Here is a 17,628-nt window from a genome sequence, read left to right on the forward strand (position 1 = left end):
TTGCACATAATATGAAAAGGAAACCATTTAAGATTTCGAATAAAATAATTTGGCTAAGCTCTTTATTTCTGGGTGCACTTATGTCTGTCCCAAAAATTGCCGAACGGCATTTTAATCCTTATGAAGCACTTGTAGATTCAACCGTAACCTTTTTATTCGCGCTTTTTATATGGTATTATAATATCAAAACGCTCCCCGCATTTTCTTCGCGCGATGCTGCCAGTGGTTTTTCCACCACACGCTTGATTAAAGGCCTATTTTTAGGAATAGCGGTGATGTTTGCTTTAGCCTGCATTCAGCAATATTTGTTATCGCATATTAATTTTGGCCCGGTAATGCTGATGTTCGAGGTAAGGGGGATCCTGGTGAACGTTATGTTTTACATGTTCGTACACCTGCTATACCAAAGTTCCCAAAATCAGCAGGTAGGTATAGAGCTGGAACGTACTAAAGCTGCCAACCTGGGCGCGCAATATGAGCTACTTAAACAACAGGTAAACCCGCATTTCTTGTTCAATAGCTTAAACACCCTAAAATATATGGTGGAGAGCGGTGACGCCCATAGCGTAGATTTTATTTTAAAGCTGTCGGATTTTTACCGGTTTACACTTGAAAGCCGGAAAATGGACCTGATCAAACTTTCTGAAGAACTACAAATACTGGATGCTTATATATTTTTGTTAAAAGCCCGCTTTGAGGAAGGCATCGATCTTTCTATTGATATTGATAAGGATCAGTATCAATCTTTTATCCCGCCTTTTACGCTACAGCTTCTAATTGAAAATTGCATCAAACACAACATCGTATCTTTAGATCGCCCACTGAAAATCAAGCTCTATTCAGAAGATGACTCCATTGTGGTTGAAAACCATCTGCAACTGAAAAGAACGCCGGAAGCATCTACCGGATTGGGGCTTGAAAACATTAATCAACGTTATACTCATTTTATAGATAAAAAAGTCGAAATTCAGCTCGGAGAAACATCGTTCAGAATAAAGCTTCCTATCATACATGAAAATCGTAATAATTGAAGACGAGATCAAAGCAGCAAAGTCGCTGGCCAACCTTATTACCAAAATAAGGCCGGCAGCTAAAATCACGGCACAATTACAAAGTATTGAAAGTGCCGTTAGCTATCTCTCTGAAAATGAACAGCCGGGTCTTATCTTTATGGATATCCAGCTTTCTGATGGGTTAAGCTTTGAGATCTTTAAATCGGTTAAAATTAATTGCCCCGTTGTATTTTGCACCGCATATGGCGAATACACAATGGATGCTATTAAGGCTAATGGCATTGATTATATACTAAAACCCTTTTCAGAAAAAGAACTAACCGATGCCTTTGAAAAGGTTGAAAACTTCAAAAATTTTTTTCAGCAAAACACCCGGCCCGATCTTGATGAGTTATTAAAAAAGTTGGGGCCCGATGAAGGGAAAAAAAGCTTCCTGGTTTTTAAGAACAATAAATACACTACTGTACAAACAGACCAGATCGCGTTTATTTATATCAGGAACGATTCTACTACCATCATGACCTTTCAGCAGCAGGAGTATACCCTTACCCAATCGCTTGATCAGGTACAAAGCATGCTCTCTTCCAAACAATTTTTTAGACTAAACCGGCAATACCTGATTAACTTTAGTGCTGTTAAAGAAGTAGAACATTATTTTGACAGGAAACTGTTTGTTACGCTCACAATCCCCAGCCCGGATAAACTGTTAATTGGGAAAGAAAAAACCAGTAATTTCTTAAATTGGCTCGAAAACAGGTAGTAAAATGGATGCTAAAGAAATACTAAAGCAGCATATCGCCAAAACAGCCACGTTAACCGATGAGCAGTTCGATTATCTTTTTTCGCATTTCAAACCTCAATCTTATAAAAAGGGGCAGGTAGTGATCAGCGAGGGTGATAAAGTAGACAACGAATACTTCGTTATTTCGGGCTGCTTAAAAGCCTTTTTCATTAACGACGAGATTAAAATGTACATTCTGCAATTTGCTATGCCCACCTGGTGGACATCTGATTACGGCGCTTTGTACAACCATACCCGGGCTACTATCAGCATAGATTGTATCACCGATGCCGAGGTACTTTGCCTTTCCAATCACGACCGCGAAAAAATATGTAACGAGCTGCACCAGGCCGAACACTTCTTCCGCTGGCGAACAAACCGGGGATACCTGGCCTCGCAAAAAAGGCTGCTATCGTTTATGAATAACGATACCAAAGCCCGTTATGAAGAGCTACTATCATTATACCCACAGCTTTATAACCTTGTCCCCAAGCACCTTATAGCCGCTTATCTGGGCGTTTCCAGGGAAACGTTAAGCAGGCTTTACCATGCCCATAAATAGTCCCTGCAGAATGTGATATACATCACGTAGCTACCACCGGTTTCCTCCCGACATTTGTTTTATCAAATCACTAACGATTGATAACATAAAGAAATGGAAACTAAAAATTTTAAAGTTGTAACTACAAAAAGCAACATCGATTGGACCGGCAAAAAAGTGACCGGCGCGCATAATGGTACTATCTCCATTAAAACAGGCACACTTGTTCTTGATAACGGGAAGCTCTTCGGCGGAGATTTTGTAATCGACACCACCTCAATTAAAATTCTGGACATTACCGACAAGGCTACTAATGATCAGTTTGCAGGCCACCTGTTCTCTGAAGATTTCTTCGCTGCAGACAGCTTTCCTGAAGCCCTATTTACTATTACCAATGCCGATAGTGTTGACGATAGCAAATACGTAATTAGTGGCGATTTAACCATCAAAGGTATCACTCACCCTATTAGCTTTCTTGCAGATGTGGTTATAACAGATGATGTAATCACCTCATCGGGCAAAATACTGGTAGACCGTACCAAATACAACATGAAGTTTCGTTCGGGTAACTTTTTTACTAACCTGGGCGATACACTCATTTACAATGAGGTTGAATTGGATGTAAAATTAACCGCAGAAGTCACCTTTTAATTTAAAAGCCATGCCATACGTAAAAATTGAGGTAACCCGCGAAGGTGTTACCCGCGAACAAAAACAAACCCTTATTGCAGGAGTGACCAAACTAATAACTGAAGTATTAGACAAAGACCCGAAACTAACCCATGTAGTGATACAGGAAATTGAACTGGATGACTGGGGTTACGCCGGCGAGCAGGTATCTGTGCTCCGCGAAAAAGGGATAACGGCTAAAAGATAATTTAAATAACAACTCTTAAAAACAAGATCATGAAACAACAAACAATTATAGTAACCGGCGCATCAACAGGGATTGGTAAAGCCATTGCCGGTTTATTTTTACAACACGGCCATAACGTAGTTATTAACTCGGCTAATGGCGATAATTTAAAGGCCACCTTTAATGAACTGGGCCACCACGACCGATTAGCTATGGTCACCGGCAGCATTAGCAGCCCGGCAACAGGTAAGCAGCTTGTTGATACCGCGGTTGAGCGCTTTGGCGCGGTTGATGTACTGGTAAATAACGCCGGTATATTTGAACCAAAACCATTTTTAGATGTTGATGAAGCACACCTTGATAGTTTTTTAACCATCAACCTAAAAGGCACTTATTTTACCAGCCAGGCTGCAATTAGGCAAATGCTGAAACAAGGCGAAGGTTCTATCATTAACATTGGTACGGTATTGGTTGACCATGCCATTGGTGGTTTCCCTGCAACAGCGCCTATTTCAAGCAAAGGTGGTATCCACGCCTTAACAAAACAGTTGGCTACCGAATTCGGTAAAAACAACATCAGGGTAAACGCTATAGCACCGGGCATTATCAGAAGCCCGTTACAGTCTAAAAGCGGTGTTAGCAACGCGGATAGCCTTGCCGGTTTACACTTATTAAACCGTATTGGCGAAACGCAGGATGTTGCCGAACTGGCCCTTTATTTGGCCGGCAGCAATTTTATAACCGGCGAGATAATCAATTTGGATGGCGGGCATGTATCCGGCCACCATATTAATTAATTAGTCGGGTAAGCTTAGATAAACATTAACAGGTATGAAAACGGGCAGTATGCCCGGTGCACACCTTAAATAACAAAACGATGAGCAATTATGCAGATAATGCAACGGCTGTGGCAGCCGTATTATCAAACTACTTTAATGGAATATTTAAAGGTGATGTAGAACTTCTTCGCAGCACCTTCCATCCGCAGGCACTGGTAGTTGGCGATGTTAAGGGGCAACCCTATTTTAAAAGTCTGGATCAATACCTTGATGGTGTTAAAAACCGCAAAAGCCCATTTGAATTAGGAGAAACCATACGCATGGAAATATTGTCGGTAGAAATTATCAACTCCATAGCTATTGCTAAAGCACATGTGCCCATGTTTGATTTTAATTATTACGATTTGCTTTCTCTAAACAAGATCGACGGAGCGTGGGTTATTGTAAATAAGTTATTAACTCATGTAAGCGTTTAAAGCCATGTGGAATCAAACCAGAATAACCGAGCTTTTTGGCATCAAATACCCAATTTTGTTAGGCCCTATGGGCGGGGCTTTTTCAACTCCCGAACTTTTAGCTGCGGTATCAAACGCGGGCGGGCTGGGAAGCTTTGGAGCATACACTCTTACCCCCGAACAGATCCGGGAAGCTGATAACGCTATAAAATTAAAAACAGATAAGCCCTATAATATCAACCTTTGGGTTTCGGATGTTGACGAGAGCTTAACTAATTATCCGGTTGAAAGCTTGGAGAAGGTGAAGGCTCTGTTTAGACCATATTTTGATGAACTAAATATCCCATTGCCTGATCTGGATACCAATATCTCTTCCAAATTTCTGAAACAGGTGGAAACCATCTTCCAGATAAAGCCCGCCGTATTTAGTTTTATATTCGGTATTCCCTCAAAAGAGATATTAGACGAAGCACGCAGGCTTGGCATTAAAACCGTTGGGGCAGCTACCACGCTTGATGAAGCCCTGGCTTTAGAAGAAGCGAAAGTTGACGCGATTGTTGCTGCAGGTTTTGAAGCTGGTGGCCACCGACCATCGTTCCTGAGGCCGGCACATAATTCTTTAACCGGGACCTTCTCTCTTATCCAGCAATTAAAGGCCAAAATAAAAACACCCATTATTGCTGCCGGGGGTATTGCAGATAGTAAAGGCATTGCAGCCGCGTTAACTTTAGGCGCAGATGCCGTACAATTAGGTACAGCCTTTTTAGTTACCGATGAATCGGGCGCCACGCCTGTTCACAAAGCAAAGCTTTTTACCGATGAATCAAAATACACGGTACTCTCCAAATCATTAACCGGCCGTATGGGCAGGATGATCCGCAACCGGATCTCGGAAGAAGTTAATTACGAAACCGAGGTACTGCCATTCCCACTACAAACCCGTTTAATGGGACCATTAAGAGCAGCAGCATTGGCCCAGGGTAAAACCGATATGATCAACTTTTGGTCGGGGCAAAACGCAGTTAATTTAAAACATACCAAAGCAACAGAACTGATGCAGGCTCTTATAAACGAAACAGGGCAAATACTTCATAATTAATTTATTGTGTGACAAGAGAAGGTTGAATCTTCCCGCTCTCAAAGATAAATGCACTTAAAAATCCTCCCCATAAACTCATCTCTCTAAAATTGCAATGGCTTTAAGCCGTCCATTTTTAGCTGTTGAAACCTTCTAAAAAAATCGATCCTGTTTCATATGACAATTAAATTATATAATGTCTATAGTTTTTATAGATTATAAATATATATTTGCATCGAAATAGTTCTTATTAATTATCAAGAAAGACTGAGGGAAAGGCCCGATGATGTCTTAGCAACCTGTACGCCATAGGTATAAAGGTGCTAATTCCTGTCTGCAGCAATGCAGAAAAGATAATGTTCGCAAATATTGCAAAGCCGTACAGGCTGCTCATTATATCGTTTATCCGCGCCTTCCTCTTCTCATTGCCGATTAATTATATGTCAAACAATATTAATTATGAAAACAAACTCTACCCACCCCGAAAATCGAAACGTTTATACTAAAACGTTGTCGCTGCGCGCTTACCTATATTCAACCGCTTGTATGCCGGCGATGTGTTGTTGCTGTTAATTTATAGCAATTAAGGGTTTTAGTTAATTCTGCTAAGCCCGAAATTATTACCATTCATTCCTTACAATTTAAATAGGCTATTGATTTTGACAGTATATGTCTGGAATCAAACCAGCCTGTATGCACTTGTATTGACCTTTTAAACGCTTTACAATAATTATCATGAATAAAATTTACAAACCCTTATTGGCAATTTTATTGCTTTTCCTCACCATACAGACGGTTAGCGCCCAGGCTGTTAAAGTAAGCGGTGTGGTTACCGCCAAATCCGACGGGCAGCCGCTTCCCGGCGTCAGCATTGGCATTAAAGGCTCTACCGCAGGTGCTCAAACAGATATTTCGGGTAAGTTCACCCTTAATGCAAATGTTAACGATGTTTTGCGGGTGTCTTACATTGGCTTTGCCACCCAGGAAATTCCGGTGACCAATAGCAGTACAAACCTGCAAATAGTTTTAGTGGAGGCGCCAAACTCATTGAACGAGGTTGTTGTTACTGCGCTCAATATATCAAAAGATAAAAAGTCGCTGGGTTATGCCGTGCAGGGCCTTAAGGCAAAAGATATTTCTGAGGCTAAAGAAACCAACCTGATCAATGCATTATCCGGAAAGATAGCCGGTGTGCAGGTTACCGGCAGCCAGGGCGATATGGGATCGTCCCGTATCGTTATCCGTGGCGAAACGTCTGTATCCGGTAATAACCAACCCTTATTTGTGGTAGACGGCGTTATTGTAGATAATTCGCAGTTCCAGGGCACAAATGGTTCCAGGGATTTCGCGAATGCCATTTCCGATCTTAATTCGGAGGACATCGAATCTATCAGCGTATTAAAAGGCCCAAATGCTGCGGCTTTATATGGTTATCGTGCTGCAGGCGGTGTTATCCTGATTAAAACTAAAACCGGCAAAGGTGCCCAGGGATTAGGCATTACCATAAACTCCAATACCTCGTTTGCTACTTTAAAGGTATTTCCTGATTATCAAAACCAATTTGGCCAGGGTGCCAACGGCAAATTCAGTTATGTAGATGGTAAAGGTGGAGGTGTAAATGATGGTGTTGACGAAAGCTGGGGCCCGCCACTAGACGGAAGGCTTATTCCGCAGTTTTACTCGAACGGCGAGGCCGTGCCTTTTGTGGCGCACCCAAACAACGTACGTGATTTTTTCAAGACCGGTGTTACCCTAAACAATGGTATCGCCTTTGCAGGAAGCAGCGATAAATTCGATTACAGGCTATCATATAACAACTTGCACCAAACCGGTGTTGTGCCCAATTCATCGCAGGGAAGAAATTCATTCCTGTTAAATTCTACCTTCCGCCCCAATTCTAAATTAACGATCACTACCATCGCTAATTACATTAAAGATGACGCGGGCAACCTACCCGGTGCATACGGCAGGCGCGCTACAAGTACCATGCTGCAATTCACCTGGTTTGGCCGGCAGGTAGATATTAACCGGTTAAAAAACTATCGTGATGCCAGCGGCAATACCTTTAATTGGAACAACAGCTATTACAGCAACCCGTATTTTATTGCTTATGAAAATACTGTTGCCCAGCACAAAAACAGGATCATTGGAAGCGTGGAGCTAAACTATAAGATCATCGGCGGTTTGTCTGCTAACTTCCGTACAGGTACCGACTATTATACCGACAGGCGCAAGATCAAAGTTTCGTACGGTACCAACGGAACCCCATTTGGATCGTATGAAGAAGATGCCTATACCGTTAACGAGACCAATACCGAAGCACGTTTACAATATACTAAAAAGCTAAATCAAGACTTTTCATTCGATGGCTTTATAGGAGGTAACATCAGTACCATTTTGAATGAGCAAAATGATCAGATAGCGCCTAAACTGGCAGTAGCTGGCTTATATACTTTAAGTAACTCGCGCGACCCGCTGGTATCATCTAACTATTATGGCAAGCTAAAAACCTATAGCTACTTCGCATCGGCACAAATTGGGTTCCGGAATTACGCCTTCTTAAATGTAACAGGGCGTAACGACTGGTCGTCAACCCTGCCTGTGGCCAACTTATCTTACTTCTATCCATCGGTTAACGGAAGTTTAGTGCTCTCGGAAGCGCTGGACTTAAAGAGTGACGTATTAAGCTATTTAAAACTAAGGGGTGGGTGGTCAAAAGTTGGTAAAGCGGCGACACCATATCAACTCATCAATACTTACAATTTTGCTGCTCCGTTTGTTTTAAATACGCCACAAGGGCCTATTGCAAACCCGCAACAAACAATAAACCCAATAGATTTGAATCCAAATCTTAAACCCGAAACTACAACATCTACAGAAGCTGGTATAGAAGCAGGCTTTTTTAATAACAGGTTGCGTCTTGATGTGAGTGCTTATAATACCAACAGTATTAACCAGATATTGGCCGTGCTTGTTAGTGGGTCTACCGGCTACAGCACCAAGCTAATAAATGGTGGCAGCATTAATAACAAAGGCCTTGAAGTGCAGTTGGGTATAGCGCCTGTTAAAACGCATGATCTTAGCTGGGATGTTACTATAAACTACTCCCGCAATAAGAGCAAAGTCATATCACTTTATGACGAAGGAAATCTTCAAAGTTATATCTTAGGCTCCAACCGTACTGTTGATGTATTGGCAGCGGTTGGTCAGCCTTATGGTACCCTTTCCGGTACTTCCTATACTCGCGATGCATCCGGCCAAATAATTATTGGCCCTAATGGAACTCCTATTGTTAATACAACCAAAAAGTATTTGGGGAAATTTACTCCGGATTGGTTGGGAAGTATCAATAACAGTGTTACCTACAAAAATATAAACGTAAGCTTTTTAGTTGATGCGCGAATTGGTGGTTCTATTTACTCTAATACTAACCGCACCGGCACTTATACCGGGGTATTAGCGTCTACCCTACCCGGCCGCGGCACAGCAAACGGTGGGTTAAGTTATTACTACCCTAACAATAACTCATCCTTGCCGGCAGTTCAGGTGAGCGCAGGTGCAGGTGCACCCACAGGCGAAACCGTTTACGACGACGGGATGGTTTTTAAAGGAGTAAAGGCGGATGGAACAGCTAATACTACCATTGTACCGGCTCAATCGTACTACAAAGGCTTTACCAATGTTGATGAAGCCTTTATTTACAGCGCATCATACGTTAAACTCCGTGAAGTTAAAATTGGCTACACTTTCCCTTCTCAATGGGTTAAAGGTGTTGGGCTGCAGTCGGCAACGGTATCATTAGTGGGCCGTAACCTTTGGATCATTCATAAAAATGTCCCTAACATCGATCCGGAAACCGCTTTCAATACCGGTAACGCACAGGGTTTGGAAGATCTAACGCTGCCAACTGTACGTAACATTGGGTTTAACATCAATCTTAAATTCTAAAATCATGAAATTTAAATATTCAACTATCATATTGTCAGGTGCATTACTACTATCTGTAACAGCCTGCAAAAAAAATCTGGAAGAGATCAACCGAAATCCAAATGCATCAGAAACCGCCCAGCCAGATTATCTGTTAACAGGCATAACAAAAAATATTGCCGATACCTATTGGGGTACATCCAATAATATGGATGCGAGTTTACTGTTTGTGCAAAACTGGTCTAAAATACAGTATACCGATCCTGACAGGTATATATATACAAATACCTCTTTTCAGGACTTATGGAATACGGCTTATACCAAGGGAGTAATTAATCTTAATCAGTTAATTAAGTTAGCTGATGAACAATCAAACCCCAATTATAAAGGTGTGGCGCTGGTGTTACGATCATGGGTTTTTTCTTTATTAACAGATGCTTATGGCGATGTTCCATATACACAGGCAACAAACATTAAAGAATACCTTACACCTGCTTATGATAAGCAAAAAGACGTATATTTTGCTTTATTAGAGGATCTGAAATCTGCACAGGCATCTTTAAATACGTCAGGCCCCGCAATTGGCGGCGATATTATTTATGGTGGTAAAGCTAACCCTATTGGCTTATGGAAAAAATTTGCCAACTCTTTACGTTTACGTATCGCTTTGCGTATAGCCGACCGCGAGCCTGAAAAATCAAAACAGGTTTTAGCAGAGATACAGGCAGAAGGAAGTGGTTACATCAGCGATAACAGCGAGATTGCCCAGCTGGTATATTCCACATCCCCCAATCAAAACCCAATAAGCAATTTGTTTGATACCCGTGATGATTACCGTATCAGCAAAACTATAGTAGATAAGTTATTTGAGCTTAATGACCCCCGCTTACCTATATATGCCAGCCCCACAAAAGATGCAACTCCTAAAACTTATGTAGGGTTACCTAATGGTTTGTTAGTAGGCGATGCGAGTGCTTATGGCTTCACAAAAACGTCTAAACCGGGCACATACTTTTTAGCGCCGAACGCCCCCGCGGTGATCATTAGTTACGCCGAAGTATTGTTTGACAGAGCGGAGGCTGCCGCACGCGGCTTTACCGCCGAAGACGCGGCAGATTTATACAAGCAGGCAATTGCGGCTTCGTTAAAACAGTATGGAATTACCGATGCCGCGGTTAACACCTACCTGGCATCACCCGCTGTACAGTACGATCCGTCAAACTACAAAAAATCTATCGGCGATCAGAAATGGATAGCGCTGTTTGGCCAGGGGCTGGAAGCTTTTGCTGAGTGGCGCAGGCTGGATTATCCGCAGCTGCAACCGGCCGTTGCAGGTACACTTGGAGGGAAAATTCCTGTCAGGTTCATTTATCCGGGAACGGAGCAATCGTTAAACGGAGCGAGTTATAATGCTGCGGTAGCCAGTCAGGGTGCCGATGCGCTGACAACCAAACTCTGGTTTGATGTAAATTAACTTTTTATCGGCCATGCAGAAATGCATGGCCGATTTTCATAATTATTAGCAGTAATTAATACCCCCCGGGTTAACCAACTTTTAGCCACCCTGTAATACTCATCCTTGGCAGCTGGGTAACCAAAACCTCATGCTCTAGTTCGGTGCTTTTAAAAAACACGCTTTTACCCGCATCTGGTGAAATATCCTGCGATCCATTCCCCTGGTAGATGCGTAAAGCCCCGCCGTCAACCTCGGTGTTTAGATAAATGATCATAGAGAATGCCCTTGTGCCATTCTGCTTAAAATTGTCTATATGGCGTTTATAAAAACTCCCCTTTTCGTAAAGTGTATAATGAAACTCGTAACCCGTAATACCAGCGTAACAGCTGCTATTGAGGTGACTAACGAAGCGATCCATTAAATCGAAAAAATCGTTTTCATGAACATCGTTATGTATACGGTCGAGCCAGTAAATTTTATCACTGCGTATCAGTTTATCATGATTTACCAGCCGTTTATTCCCGGTACCGGCGGCAAGTAGCTTATCGCCCGCATAAAGCGTGCTAATGTTGTTTACTAAATGTGCGGATAATGCCTGGCTGAGAAAGTTTTTAACCGTACCTACATTGGTAGCCAGGTAGCTATCAATGAGTTCGTTGAAGATGATTTCCAAATTGATGTAAGGTACACTTAAATTCCGCACTAAGCACTTATATCTTGATATGGTTTATAAGGCTAATCCTTTTGTTTTCATAGCTTTATATTGATAAAAGAATTATTATGCTATACATAACGCAGCTTATTTACATCAAGGAAGGGCAAGAAGCCATTTTCCATCAATTTGAGGATATTGCCATCCCTATTATTTCGAAGTATAACGGGCAACTACTTTTAAGGGTAAGGCCGGATGAAAAAGCTATTATTGAAAGCAGCGTTAAACAACCCTATGAAATTCACCTGGTTGAATTTACAAGTGAACAGGACCTTGAAAATTTCATGAATGACGAGGACAGGAAAAAATTCATTCACCTTAAGGAACAGTCAATAGAATCAGTAGTACTGATTAAGGGGAATAAATTATAGTATATTATTTATCTGATACCTTGCGCAAAAAATTTCATTCAGCCTTTTTTCTTTCGATACGCTTCCTTATCCGGCTTAGTGAAGGATTTGTAATACCCAAATACGACGAGATATGATAAGCAGGGATACGCTCAACAATATCCGGATGCTCTTCCAGCAACCTGATATAGCGTTGTTCGTGCGAGAAAAAAATGAACTCTTCGGTACGCGTTTGCGCAACAGAAAAAAACAATTCGGCCAGCAACCTGCCAAATTTGCCCCAGTTGGGATGGGTTTCATAAAGATTGTTAAGGTCTTGATAAGAAATGAAGAAAATTTCTGAATCCTCCATCGCTTCGATAAAATACCAACAGGGGTTGCGTGATACAAAGCTTCTGAAAGAAACGACAAACTGATTCTCCGAGAAAAAGAAAATATTCTTATCTTCCTTTGTGTCAGGGTCATGGTAATAGATCCGGAAGATCCCTTTAACGATCAGCCCGAGATCATTGCAAACCATGCTTTGCATATTGAAAAAATCCCCTTTATTGATCTTTCGCGGTTTCCAATATGGCTGGCTGGCGCTAATATCTTTATCATTCAACGGGGCAAAATCCCGCAGGTGCTTAAAGACGATATCATTTTTATCGGTCATTTGATCATTGTATAAATTGAACTATACCTCAAATATAGCCTGAATATAATACAAGGACTTTCACTTAAGTGAAATTTAACAATGCAACAGAACTGTAATTGCAGCGTAATCTTCACCCGCATTTTAACTTAAGTGAAAAACGTGCCATGCAATACTTTAGACCTTTGGACTAACAAAAACTTAAAATTTATATCATGACATCAATTTCTCAATCGAATACAGTAGTAAACGGACAGTCCGTTGAAACTGCCAGATCATTACGCAAGCTTTATTTTACACGCGCCGCTTTTTCGGTGATATGGGTTATTCTTATCGCTCTTTTTGCAAAAACATCTATGGGCATTGCCAGCGTTTTGCTAATCATTTACCCTGCCTGGGATGTAGTGGGCACCTTTCTGGATATCCGCGCCAATCACAGCAGCCCTTCTAAAACACCACAGTATGTAAATGCTGTGATCAGTAGCATCACTACAATAGCTGTAGGCATCGCTTTACAGAAAGGCGTTCCCGAAGCATTGATAGTTTTTGGTACCTGGGCAATTGGAACAGGATTGATCCAACTAATATTAGGGTTACGGCGCAGGAAATTTTTAGGCGGTCAGTGGCCTATGATCATCAGCGGCGCCCAGTCTATAATTGGAGGTACTTCCTTTATCATTCTGGCACACGACCCTACAAAGGGAATTACAAGTTTGGCGGGATATGCCGCCTTCGGTGCCTTCTATTATTTGCTTGCAGCATTCAGCCTGTCTAAAACAGTTAAACAGGCTGCTTCTGCATAAGCTGAATACAGGATATAACAATAAATTCATGAAACAAAAAAGCCCCGCGAACATGCGGGGCTTTGCTCCTGAGGCTGACGGAACTCAAATAGCCTGATTGAAAATCTTCGACATTTATTTATTTTTTGCTTTCATTCAACAGCTTATCCAATTTTTCTTTACTTTCTGGAATCGCTTTCAGCGTTAGCGCTTTTTTGAAGCTCTCTATAGCTTTAGTTTTATTGCCGGTAATAAGGTATAAATCACCAATTGAATCATAACAATTACCACTACCGGGATTGTTGGTTATATTGAGCTTGAATAGTTTTTCTGCCTTTGCTAATTGGTTCGTGCGCAACATTTGGTATCCAAGGTTATTAATTTGACTTTCGTCGGGTTTAACAATGTACCCCATTTGTTCAGAAACATTCTTGTAATGCGCTACCAATACTGAATCCAATTTAAAATCAGGATTTTTTAGCTCGCTGTTGTAAATTTTAAGCTTGTAGAAATCAAAGATAAATCGAAGCGCATCATATTCTCCGATCAATCTTACAGACGGGTGATCGTCATCTTCATAATACTTGTATTTGAAACGCAATTGGTTTTTTTTGTTTTTAGAAAGGTCTTTAATAAATGCTAAATTGCTGCGAATAAGTTCTGTGGATCCGCTTGTGTCTTTTTGAACGCTAAGTGTGTCTACCCCTCTTTCCATACGATTGGCAATGGCAATAAACAATGTTTTTCCTTTATAATTTTGAGCAGGCAAAATCGTTTTTGCTTCTTTTAAAATTTTTTGATTATCCCACCATAAAGATCCCTCGAGAGAAGCATATGAATTAAATAAAGTCGGTTTATGCAGCAAAGTATTAATAACCGTTAGGCCCCCTAGGGAATGGCCAATAAATGTTTTATATGTTGTGGTTGGATAGGTTGCGTCGATATAAGGAATAAGTTCTTTCTCTATAAAAGACATAAACTTTTCACCACCGCCAATAACTCCGGGCAGCTCCTTATCTGTACCAGTTGTTAATTCGCTTACTCTGTTTGAATGTACGATCCCAACCACAATCATCGGCGGACAAAGGCTTGATTCGGCCATATGCTCTGTAATACTTACAACGGAGTTAAAATTATCACTTCCGTCCAACAAATAAATTACAGGGTAATGTCCCCTGTCTTTAATTGTATTTCCTCCGTTACTATTAGGAATATGTATCCAAACTTTACGCTCTTGTCCTAATATCTTTGAAGGAATCGATTCCTCGATTCCAGAAGTAAAGGGACTATTTTCCTGCGCATTGGCGCAAACTGAAATTAATAAAAAGGCAATAGAATATAAAAAATATCTCATAGATGTTTATTAGACACCTATTTTTTGACAGCGTTGCATAACAGTTCACAATTTTTGTAAATATCAAATTTGCTTTATAAATATTCGTAAGTCTACAAGCCTTTTATCCGGCGCAACAGCGAATACAGGTTGGCGCGATATTTTTTGACAATTTCAACATTTCAGGCCCTATTTATTCACTTTTGTACCCGTTCATCCATTTTTCTCATCTATAAATTTACGACCCCGTACCAATAAACCGAAGGACATTTAAGAAGTAATGGTAACAGATTATCATGACCCAAGCTTGGGACGTAATTACCGTTGTTTTTTGCCCTCCATTAAGAAAATAAACCAATTAATTAAAAAACATATATAACACGGTATTCATTTTAAACAAAAAATAATGTTAAAGCAGACTGTACTTAAACACGAACTATTAAAACACACCTTATTCAGGACGATGATCGCCCTATTCATGATTTTAATTATAGATATATCTGCTGCAAAAGCGGCCGTTAAATCATACAAAAAAGGTGCTGACGGCATTACCTTTTTGTTAGATAAAGGCCTGATGAAGGTATTGGTACACCGGGATGATATCATTGAAATAAAATACACCATATTTAATGCGTTTGAAACAAAGCCTTCATTGGTGGTTAATAACAACTGGAGGATACACCCGGCCTATCAGGTTGCCGAAAGCAAAGCCGAGGTAATCATTACAACAAACAAATTAAAGGTAAAAGTTAACAAGAGCACCAACGCCATTACCTATACCGACTTAAAAGGGAACATCATCACTGCTGAAGACAGCGATAACAAAACAATAACCCCGGCTTCTATTGCAGGTATCAATACTTATAATGTAAGCACGCAATTTATATCGCCCCAAAATGAGGCCTTGTATGGATTAGGCTGCCATCCGCTTGATTCTCTGTCAATCAATTACAAAGGCCGTAATCAGGAGCTGCTGATCAAATATCTTACCGGCGCTATCCCGGTATTGCTATCAACCAGGGGTTATGGTTTGCTTTGGGATAATTACTCGGCATCAAATTTTTACGGTGCCGAAGCCGACAACACCAAATTCAAATACGTATCAGAAAGCGGCAGGGAAGTTGATTACTACTTTTTTTATGGTCCAAACTTTGACCATATTATTGATCTGTACCGTACAGCTACCGGCCGTGCGCCTATGTTTGGCAAATGGGCTTTTGGTCTGTTTCAATCGCAGGATAAGTATATGAGCGAAGATGAGATCATTGGCGTAAAGAATAATTACCGCGACAACCATATTCCGGTTGATGCGATAGTGCAGGATTGGTATTACTGGGATCCATTGCCTATCGGATCGCACGTGATGAAAACTGAGCGTTACCCGCATCCCAAACAACTGGTAGATGAACTGCATAAAGCAAACATCCATGCCATGATATCTATATGGCCGGTATTTGGCAAAGGTACGCCTAACTATGATGCGCTGGAAAAAATGGGCGGATTAACCGATATTACCTGGGATAATATAGTTACCCATACTTTTGATACATATTATGATGCCCACAATCCTAAAGCCCGCAAGCTTTACTGGGATCAGGCGCGCGACAGCCTGATTAAACGTTATGGATGGGATGCATGGTGGATAGATCAGTGCGAGCCAGATAACGGCGCATTGCAGGATGCCCGCCGACGAAGCAATTTTAGTATTGGTAAAGGGATTGATTATTTTAACACCTACTCCTTACAGCATACCAAGGGCGTTTACGAAGGCTGGCGCAGGGATATTCCCGGCAAGCGCGCCTTCTTTTTGGTAAGGCAGTCGTTTGCTGGCGAGCAGCGCAATGCATCAACCTTATGGTCAGGTGATATTGAGTGTACTTTTAAGGACTTTAAAAACCAGGTGCCACAGGGCATAAATGCCTGCGCGTCTGGCCTGCCTTACTGGACTTCTGATATTGGTGGCTACCACTTCCACTGGAAAGCTGCTGATTGGTCGCAGCCCGATAAAAGGGAGCTGTTTACCCGCTGGTTTCAGTTTGGCGCATTTAGTCCCATTTTCCGCATACATGGTAAAGGTGAGCGTGCCCTATTCAGCAAAAACTGGGATGATAACACCAAAGCCATCTTGCTTAACTTTGATAAGCTACGCTATCGCTTGCTGCCTTATATATACTCGTTGGCGGGCCGTGTAACAACGGATAACTATACCATAATGCGCGCCCTTACTTTTGATTTCAGGAACGATGCAAAAGTTTACGGTATACCTGATCAGTATATGTTTGGTCCTGCGTTTATGGTAAATCCGGTTACTGAGCAACTATACACATCGCCCGATGCTGATAAAAAAACGAAAGTCCGCCAGGTGTACCTGCCTGCCGCCAGTAAATGGTATGATTTCTGGACCGGCGAAGTACTTGCGGGAGGACAAACCATCAGCGCGGCTGCACCTATTGAGATATTGCCTTTATATGTAAAGGCCGGTTCTATTATACCAATGGGCCCCAATGTTGAGTATGCTACCCAAAAACAGAACAGCAATATAGAACTTCGTATTTATCCCGGTGCCGATGGGGCATTTAAATTTTATGAAGATGAAAACGATAATTACAATTATGAGAAAGGGCATTATGCCACTTTTACATTCGTATGGAATGACAAATTGAAAGAACTTAGAATTTCAGATACAAAAGGAAAATTTTCAGGTATGCTAAGGCACCGTATTTTCAATGTTGTTGTAGTTGACGGTAAACACGGATCGGGGCCTTTAGTGGCTGTCAAGGCTGATAAAAGAGTTGTATACAACGGCCGTGCGGTAGTGGTGAAATTATGAAAAGACTGTTTAAGCACACCGTTTAATACAGCTGTTCTCAATCTAAAGCGAGATCATAAGCCATTGTGGTATTGAAAGCAAAGATGCGCTCTGTGTAAGAA

The 17,628-nt window shown here is 41.3% G+C and carries 16 protein-coding genes and 1 riboswitch; of the genes, 13 read left to right on the forward strand and 3 right to left on the reverse strand.

The features are described 5' to 3' along the window. Positions 1–80 precede the first annotated feature (80 nt). The 10 genes from NPE20_RS22100 to NPE20_RS22145 all read left to right on the forward strand — a co-directional run bounded on the left by NPE20_RS22100 (position 81) and on the right by NPE20_RS22145 (position 10,904). Positions 81–1,031, forward strand: a complete 951-nt coding sequence (locus tag NPE20_RS22100) for a sensor histidine kinase (protein WP_256540888.1) — start codon at positions 81–83, stop codon at positions 1,029–1,031. Further along, on the forward strand, positions 1,012–1,773 hold the full coding sequence (locus tag NPE20_RS22105) for a LytR/AlgR family response regulator transcription factor (protein ID WP_256540889.1): 762 nt from the start codon (positions 1,012–1,014) through the stop codon (positions 1,771–1,773). Before NPE20_RS22100 ends, NPE20_RS22105 begins: the two co-directional genes overlap by 20 nt. A 4-nt stretch (positions 1,774–1,777) precedes the next feature. Beyond that, positions 1,778–2,356: a Crp/Fnr family transcriptional regulator gene (locus tag NPE20_RS22110; protein WP_256540890.1), complete on the forward strand. Its 579-nt coding sequence runs from the start codon at positions 1,778–1,780 to the stop codon at positions 2,354–2,356. 93 nt (positions 2,357–2,449) lie between these two features. Further along, on the forward strand, positions 2,450–2,986 hold the full coding sequence (locus tag NPE20_RS22115; protein ID WP_256540891.1) for a YceI family protein: 537 nt from the start codon (positions 2,450–2,452) through the stop codon (positions 2,984–2,986). A 10-nt stretch (positions 2,987–2,996) separates the two neighbouring features. Then, a complete protein-coding gene (locus NPE20_RS22120; protein WP_256540892.1) occupies positions 2,997–3,212 on the forward strand; it encodes a tautomerase family protein in 216 nt (71 codons plus the stop codon). Positions 3,213–3,241: 29 nt separating this feature from the next. Then, positions 3,242–3,988, forward strand: coding sequence for an SDR family NAD(P)-dependent oxidoreductase (locus NPE20_RS22125; RefSeq protein ID WP_256540893.1), 747 nt, complete (start codon positions 3,242–3,244; stop codon positions 3,986–3,988). A gap of 80 nt (positions 3,989–4,068) precedes the next feature. Further along, positions 4,069–4,446, forward strand: a complete 378-nt coding sequence (locus NPE20_RS22130; protein WP_256540894.1) for a nuclear transport factor 2 family protein — start codon at positions 4,069–4,071, stop codon at positions 4,444–4,446. Between the two features lie 4 nt (positions 4,447–4,450). Further along, a complete protein-coding gene (locus tag NPE20_RS22135) occupies positions 4,451–5,524 on the forward strand; it encodes an NAD(P)H-dependent flavin oxidoreductase (RefSeq protein ID WP_256540895.1) in 1,074 nt (357 codons plus the stop codon). Between the two features lie 230 nt (positions 5,525–5,754). Beyond that, positions 5,755–5,863, forward strand: a riboswitch (SAM riboswitch). A 375-nt stretch (positions 5,864–6,238) separates the two neighbouring features. Further along, positions 6,239–9,451, forward strand: a complete 3,213-nt coding sequence (locus tag NPE20_RS22140; RefSeq protein WP_256540896.1) for a SusC/RagA family TonB-linked outer membrane protein — start codon at positions 6,239–6,241, stop codon at positions 9,449–9,451. A 4-nt stretch (positions 9,452–9,455) separates the two neighbouring features. After that, positions 9,456–10,904, forward strand: coding sequence for a SusD/RagB family nutrient-binding outer membrane lipoprotein (locus NPE20_RS22145; protein ID WP_256540897.1), 1,449 nt, complete (start codon positions 9,456–9,458; stop codon positions 10,902–10,904). A gap of 70 nt (positions 10,905–10,974) precedes the next feature. Here the strand turns inward: NPE20_RS22145 and NPE20_RS22150 are convergent, their stop codons facing one another. Beyond that, on the reverse strand, positions 10,975–11,559 hold the full coding sequence (locus NPE20_RS22150; protein ID WP_256540898.1) for a 2OG-Fe(II) oxygenase: 585 nt from the start codon (positions 11,557–11,559) through the stop codon (positions 10,975–10,977). 107 nt (positions 11,560–11,666) lie between these two features. Between NPE20_RS22150 and NPE20_RS22155 the strand changes: the two genes are divergently transcribed. After that, the gene (locus tag NPE20_RS22155; RefSeq protein ID WP_256540899.1) at positions 11,667–11,969 is read left to right on the forward strand and encodes a hypothetical protein; all 303 of its coding nucleotides are present in this window, start codon (positions 11,667–11,669) and stop codon (positions 11,967–11,969) included. A 34-nt stretch (positions 11,970–12,003) separates the two neighbouring features. Here the strand turns inward: NPE20_RS22155 and NPE20_RS22160 are convergent, their stop codons facing one another. Beyond that, positions 12,004–12,603 (reverse strand): Crp/Fnr family transcriptional regulator, encoded by a 600-nt coding sequence (locus NPE20_RS22160; protein ID WP_256540900.1) that lies wholly within the window; start codon positions 12,601–12,603, stop codon positions 12,004–12,006. A gap of 194 nt (positions 12,604–12,797) precedes the next feature. Here NPE20_RS22160 and NPE20_RS22165 point away from each other — a divergent pair, with 194 nt between their 5' ends. Continuing rightward, positions 12,798–13,385 (forward strand): hypothetical protein, encoded by a 588-nt coding sequence (locus NPE20_RS22165; protein ID WP_256540901.1) that lies wholly within the window; start codon positions 12,798–12,800, stop codon positions 13,383–13,385. A 118-nt stretch (positions 13,386–13,503) separates the two neighbouring features. Here NPE20_RS22165 and NPE20_RS22170 read toward each other — a convergent pair whose 3' ends face one another. After that, positions 13,504–14,718 (reverse strand): alpha/beta hydrolase-fold protein, encoded by a 1,215-nt coding sequence (locus NPE20_RS22170; protein WP_256540902.1) that lies wholly within the window; start codon positions 14,716–14,718, stop codon positions 13,504–13,506. Positions 14,719–15,103: 385 nt separating this feature from the next. Between NPE20_RS22170 and NPE20_RS22175 the strand changes: the two genes are divergently transcribed. Next, positions 15,104–17,527, forward strand: coding sequence for a glycoside hydrolase family 31 protein (locus NPE20_RS22175; protein WP_256540903.1), 2,424 nt, complete (start codon positions 15,104–15,106; stop codon positions 17,525–17,527). Positions 17,528–17,628 lie beyond the last annotated feature (101 nt).

The organism is Mucilaginibacter aquariorum, assembly GCF_024498135.1.
Taxonomy (GTDB): domain Bacteria; phylum Bacteroidota; class Bacteroidia; order Sphingobacteriales; family Sphingobacteriaceae; genus Mucilaginibacter; species Mucilaginibacter aquariorum.

Excerpts from the sequence above, each read along its gene's own strand:
- NPE20_RS22130 (WP_256540894.1), top strand. The coding sequence starts at position 4,069 with ATGAGCAATTATGCAGATAATGCAACGGCTGTGGCAGCCGTATTATCA.
- NPE20_RS22110 (WP_256540890.1), top strand. The coding sequence starts at position 1,778 with ATGGATGCTAAAGAAATACTAAAGCAGCATATCGCCAAAACAGCCACG.
- NPE20_RS22145 (WP_256540897.1), top strand. The coding sequence starts at position 9,456 with ATGAAATTTAAATATTCAACTATCATATTGTCAGGTGCATTACTACTA.
- NPE20_RS22160 (WP_256540900.1), bottom strand. The coding sequence starts at position 12,603 with ATGACCGATAAAAATGATATCGTCTTTAAGCACCTGCGGGATTTTGCC.
- NPE20_RS22155 (WP_256540899.1), top strand. The coding sequence starts at position 11,667 with ATGCTATACATAACGCAGCTTATTTACATCAAGGAAGGGCAAGAAGCC.
- NPE20_RS22100 (WP_256540888.1), top strand. The coding sequence starts at position 81 with ATGTCTGTCCCAAAAATTGCCGAACGGCATTTTAATCCTTATGAAGCA.
- NPE20_RS22115 (WP_256540891.1), top strand. The coding sequence starts at position 2,450 with ATGGAAACTAAAAATTTTAAAGTTGTAACTACAAAAAGCAACATCGAT.
- NPE20_RS22120 (WP_256540892.1), top strand. The coding sequence starts at position 2,997 with ATGCCATACGTAAAAATTGAGGTAACCCGCGAAGGTGTTACCCGCGAA.
- NPE20_RS22140 (WP_256540896.1), top strand. The coding sequence starts at position 6,239 with ATGAATAAAATTTACAAACCCTTATTGGCAATTTTATTGCTTTTCCTC.
- NPE20_RS22165 (WP_256540901.1), top strand. The coding sequence starts at position 12,798 with ATGACATCAATTTCTCAATCGAATACAGTAGTAAACGGACAGTCCGTT.
- NPE20_RS22105 (WP_256540889.1), top strand. The coding sequence starts at position 1,012 with ATGAAAATCGTAATAATTGAAGACGAGATCAAAGCAGCAAAGTCGCTG.
- NPE20_RS22125 (WP_256540893.1), top strand. The coding sequence starts at position 3,242 with ATGAAACAACAAACAATTATAGTAACCGGCGCATCAACAGGGATTGGT.
- NPE20_RS22170 (WP_256540902.1), bottom strand. The coding sequence starts at position 14,718 with ATGAGATATTTTTTATATTCTATTGCCTTTTTATTAATTTCAGTTTGC.
- NPE20_RS22135 (WP_256540895.1), top strand. The coding sequence starts at position 4,451 with ATGTGGAATCAAACCAGAATAACCGAGCTTTTTGGCATCAAATACCCA.
- NPE20_RS22175 (WP_256540903.1), top strand. The coding sequence starts at position 15,104 with ATGTTAAAGCAGACTGTACTTAAACACGAACTATTAAAACACACCTTA.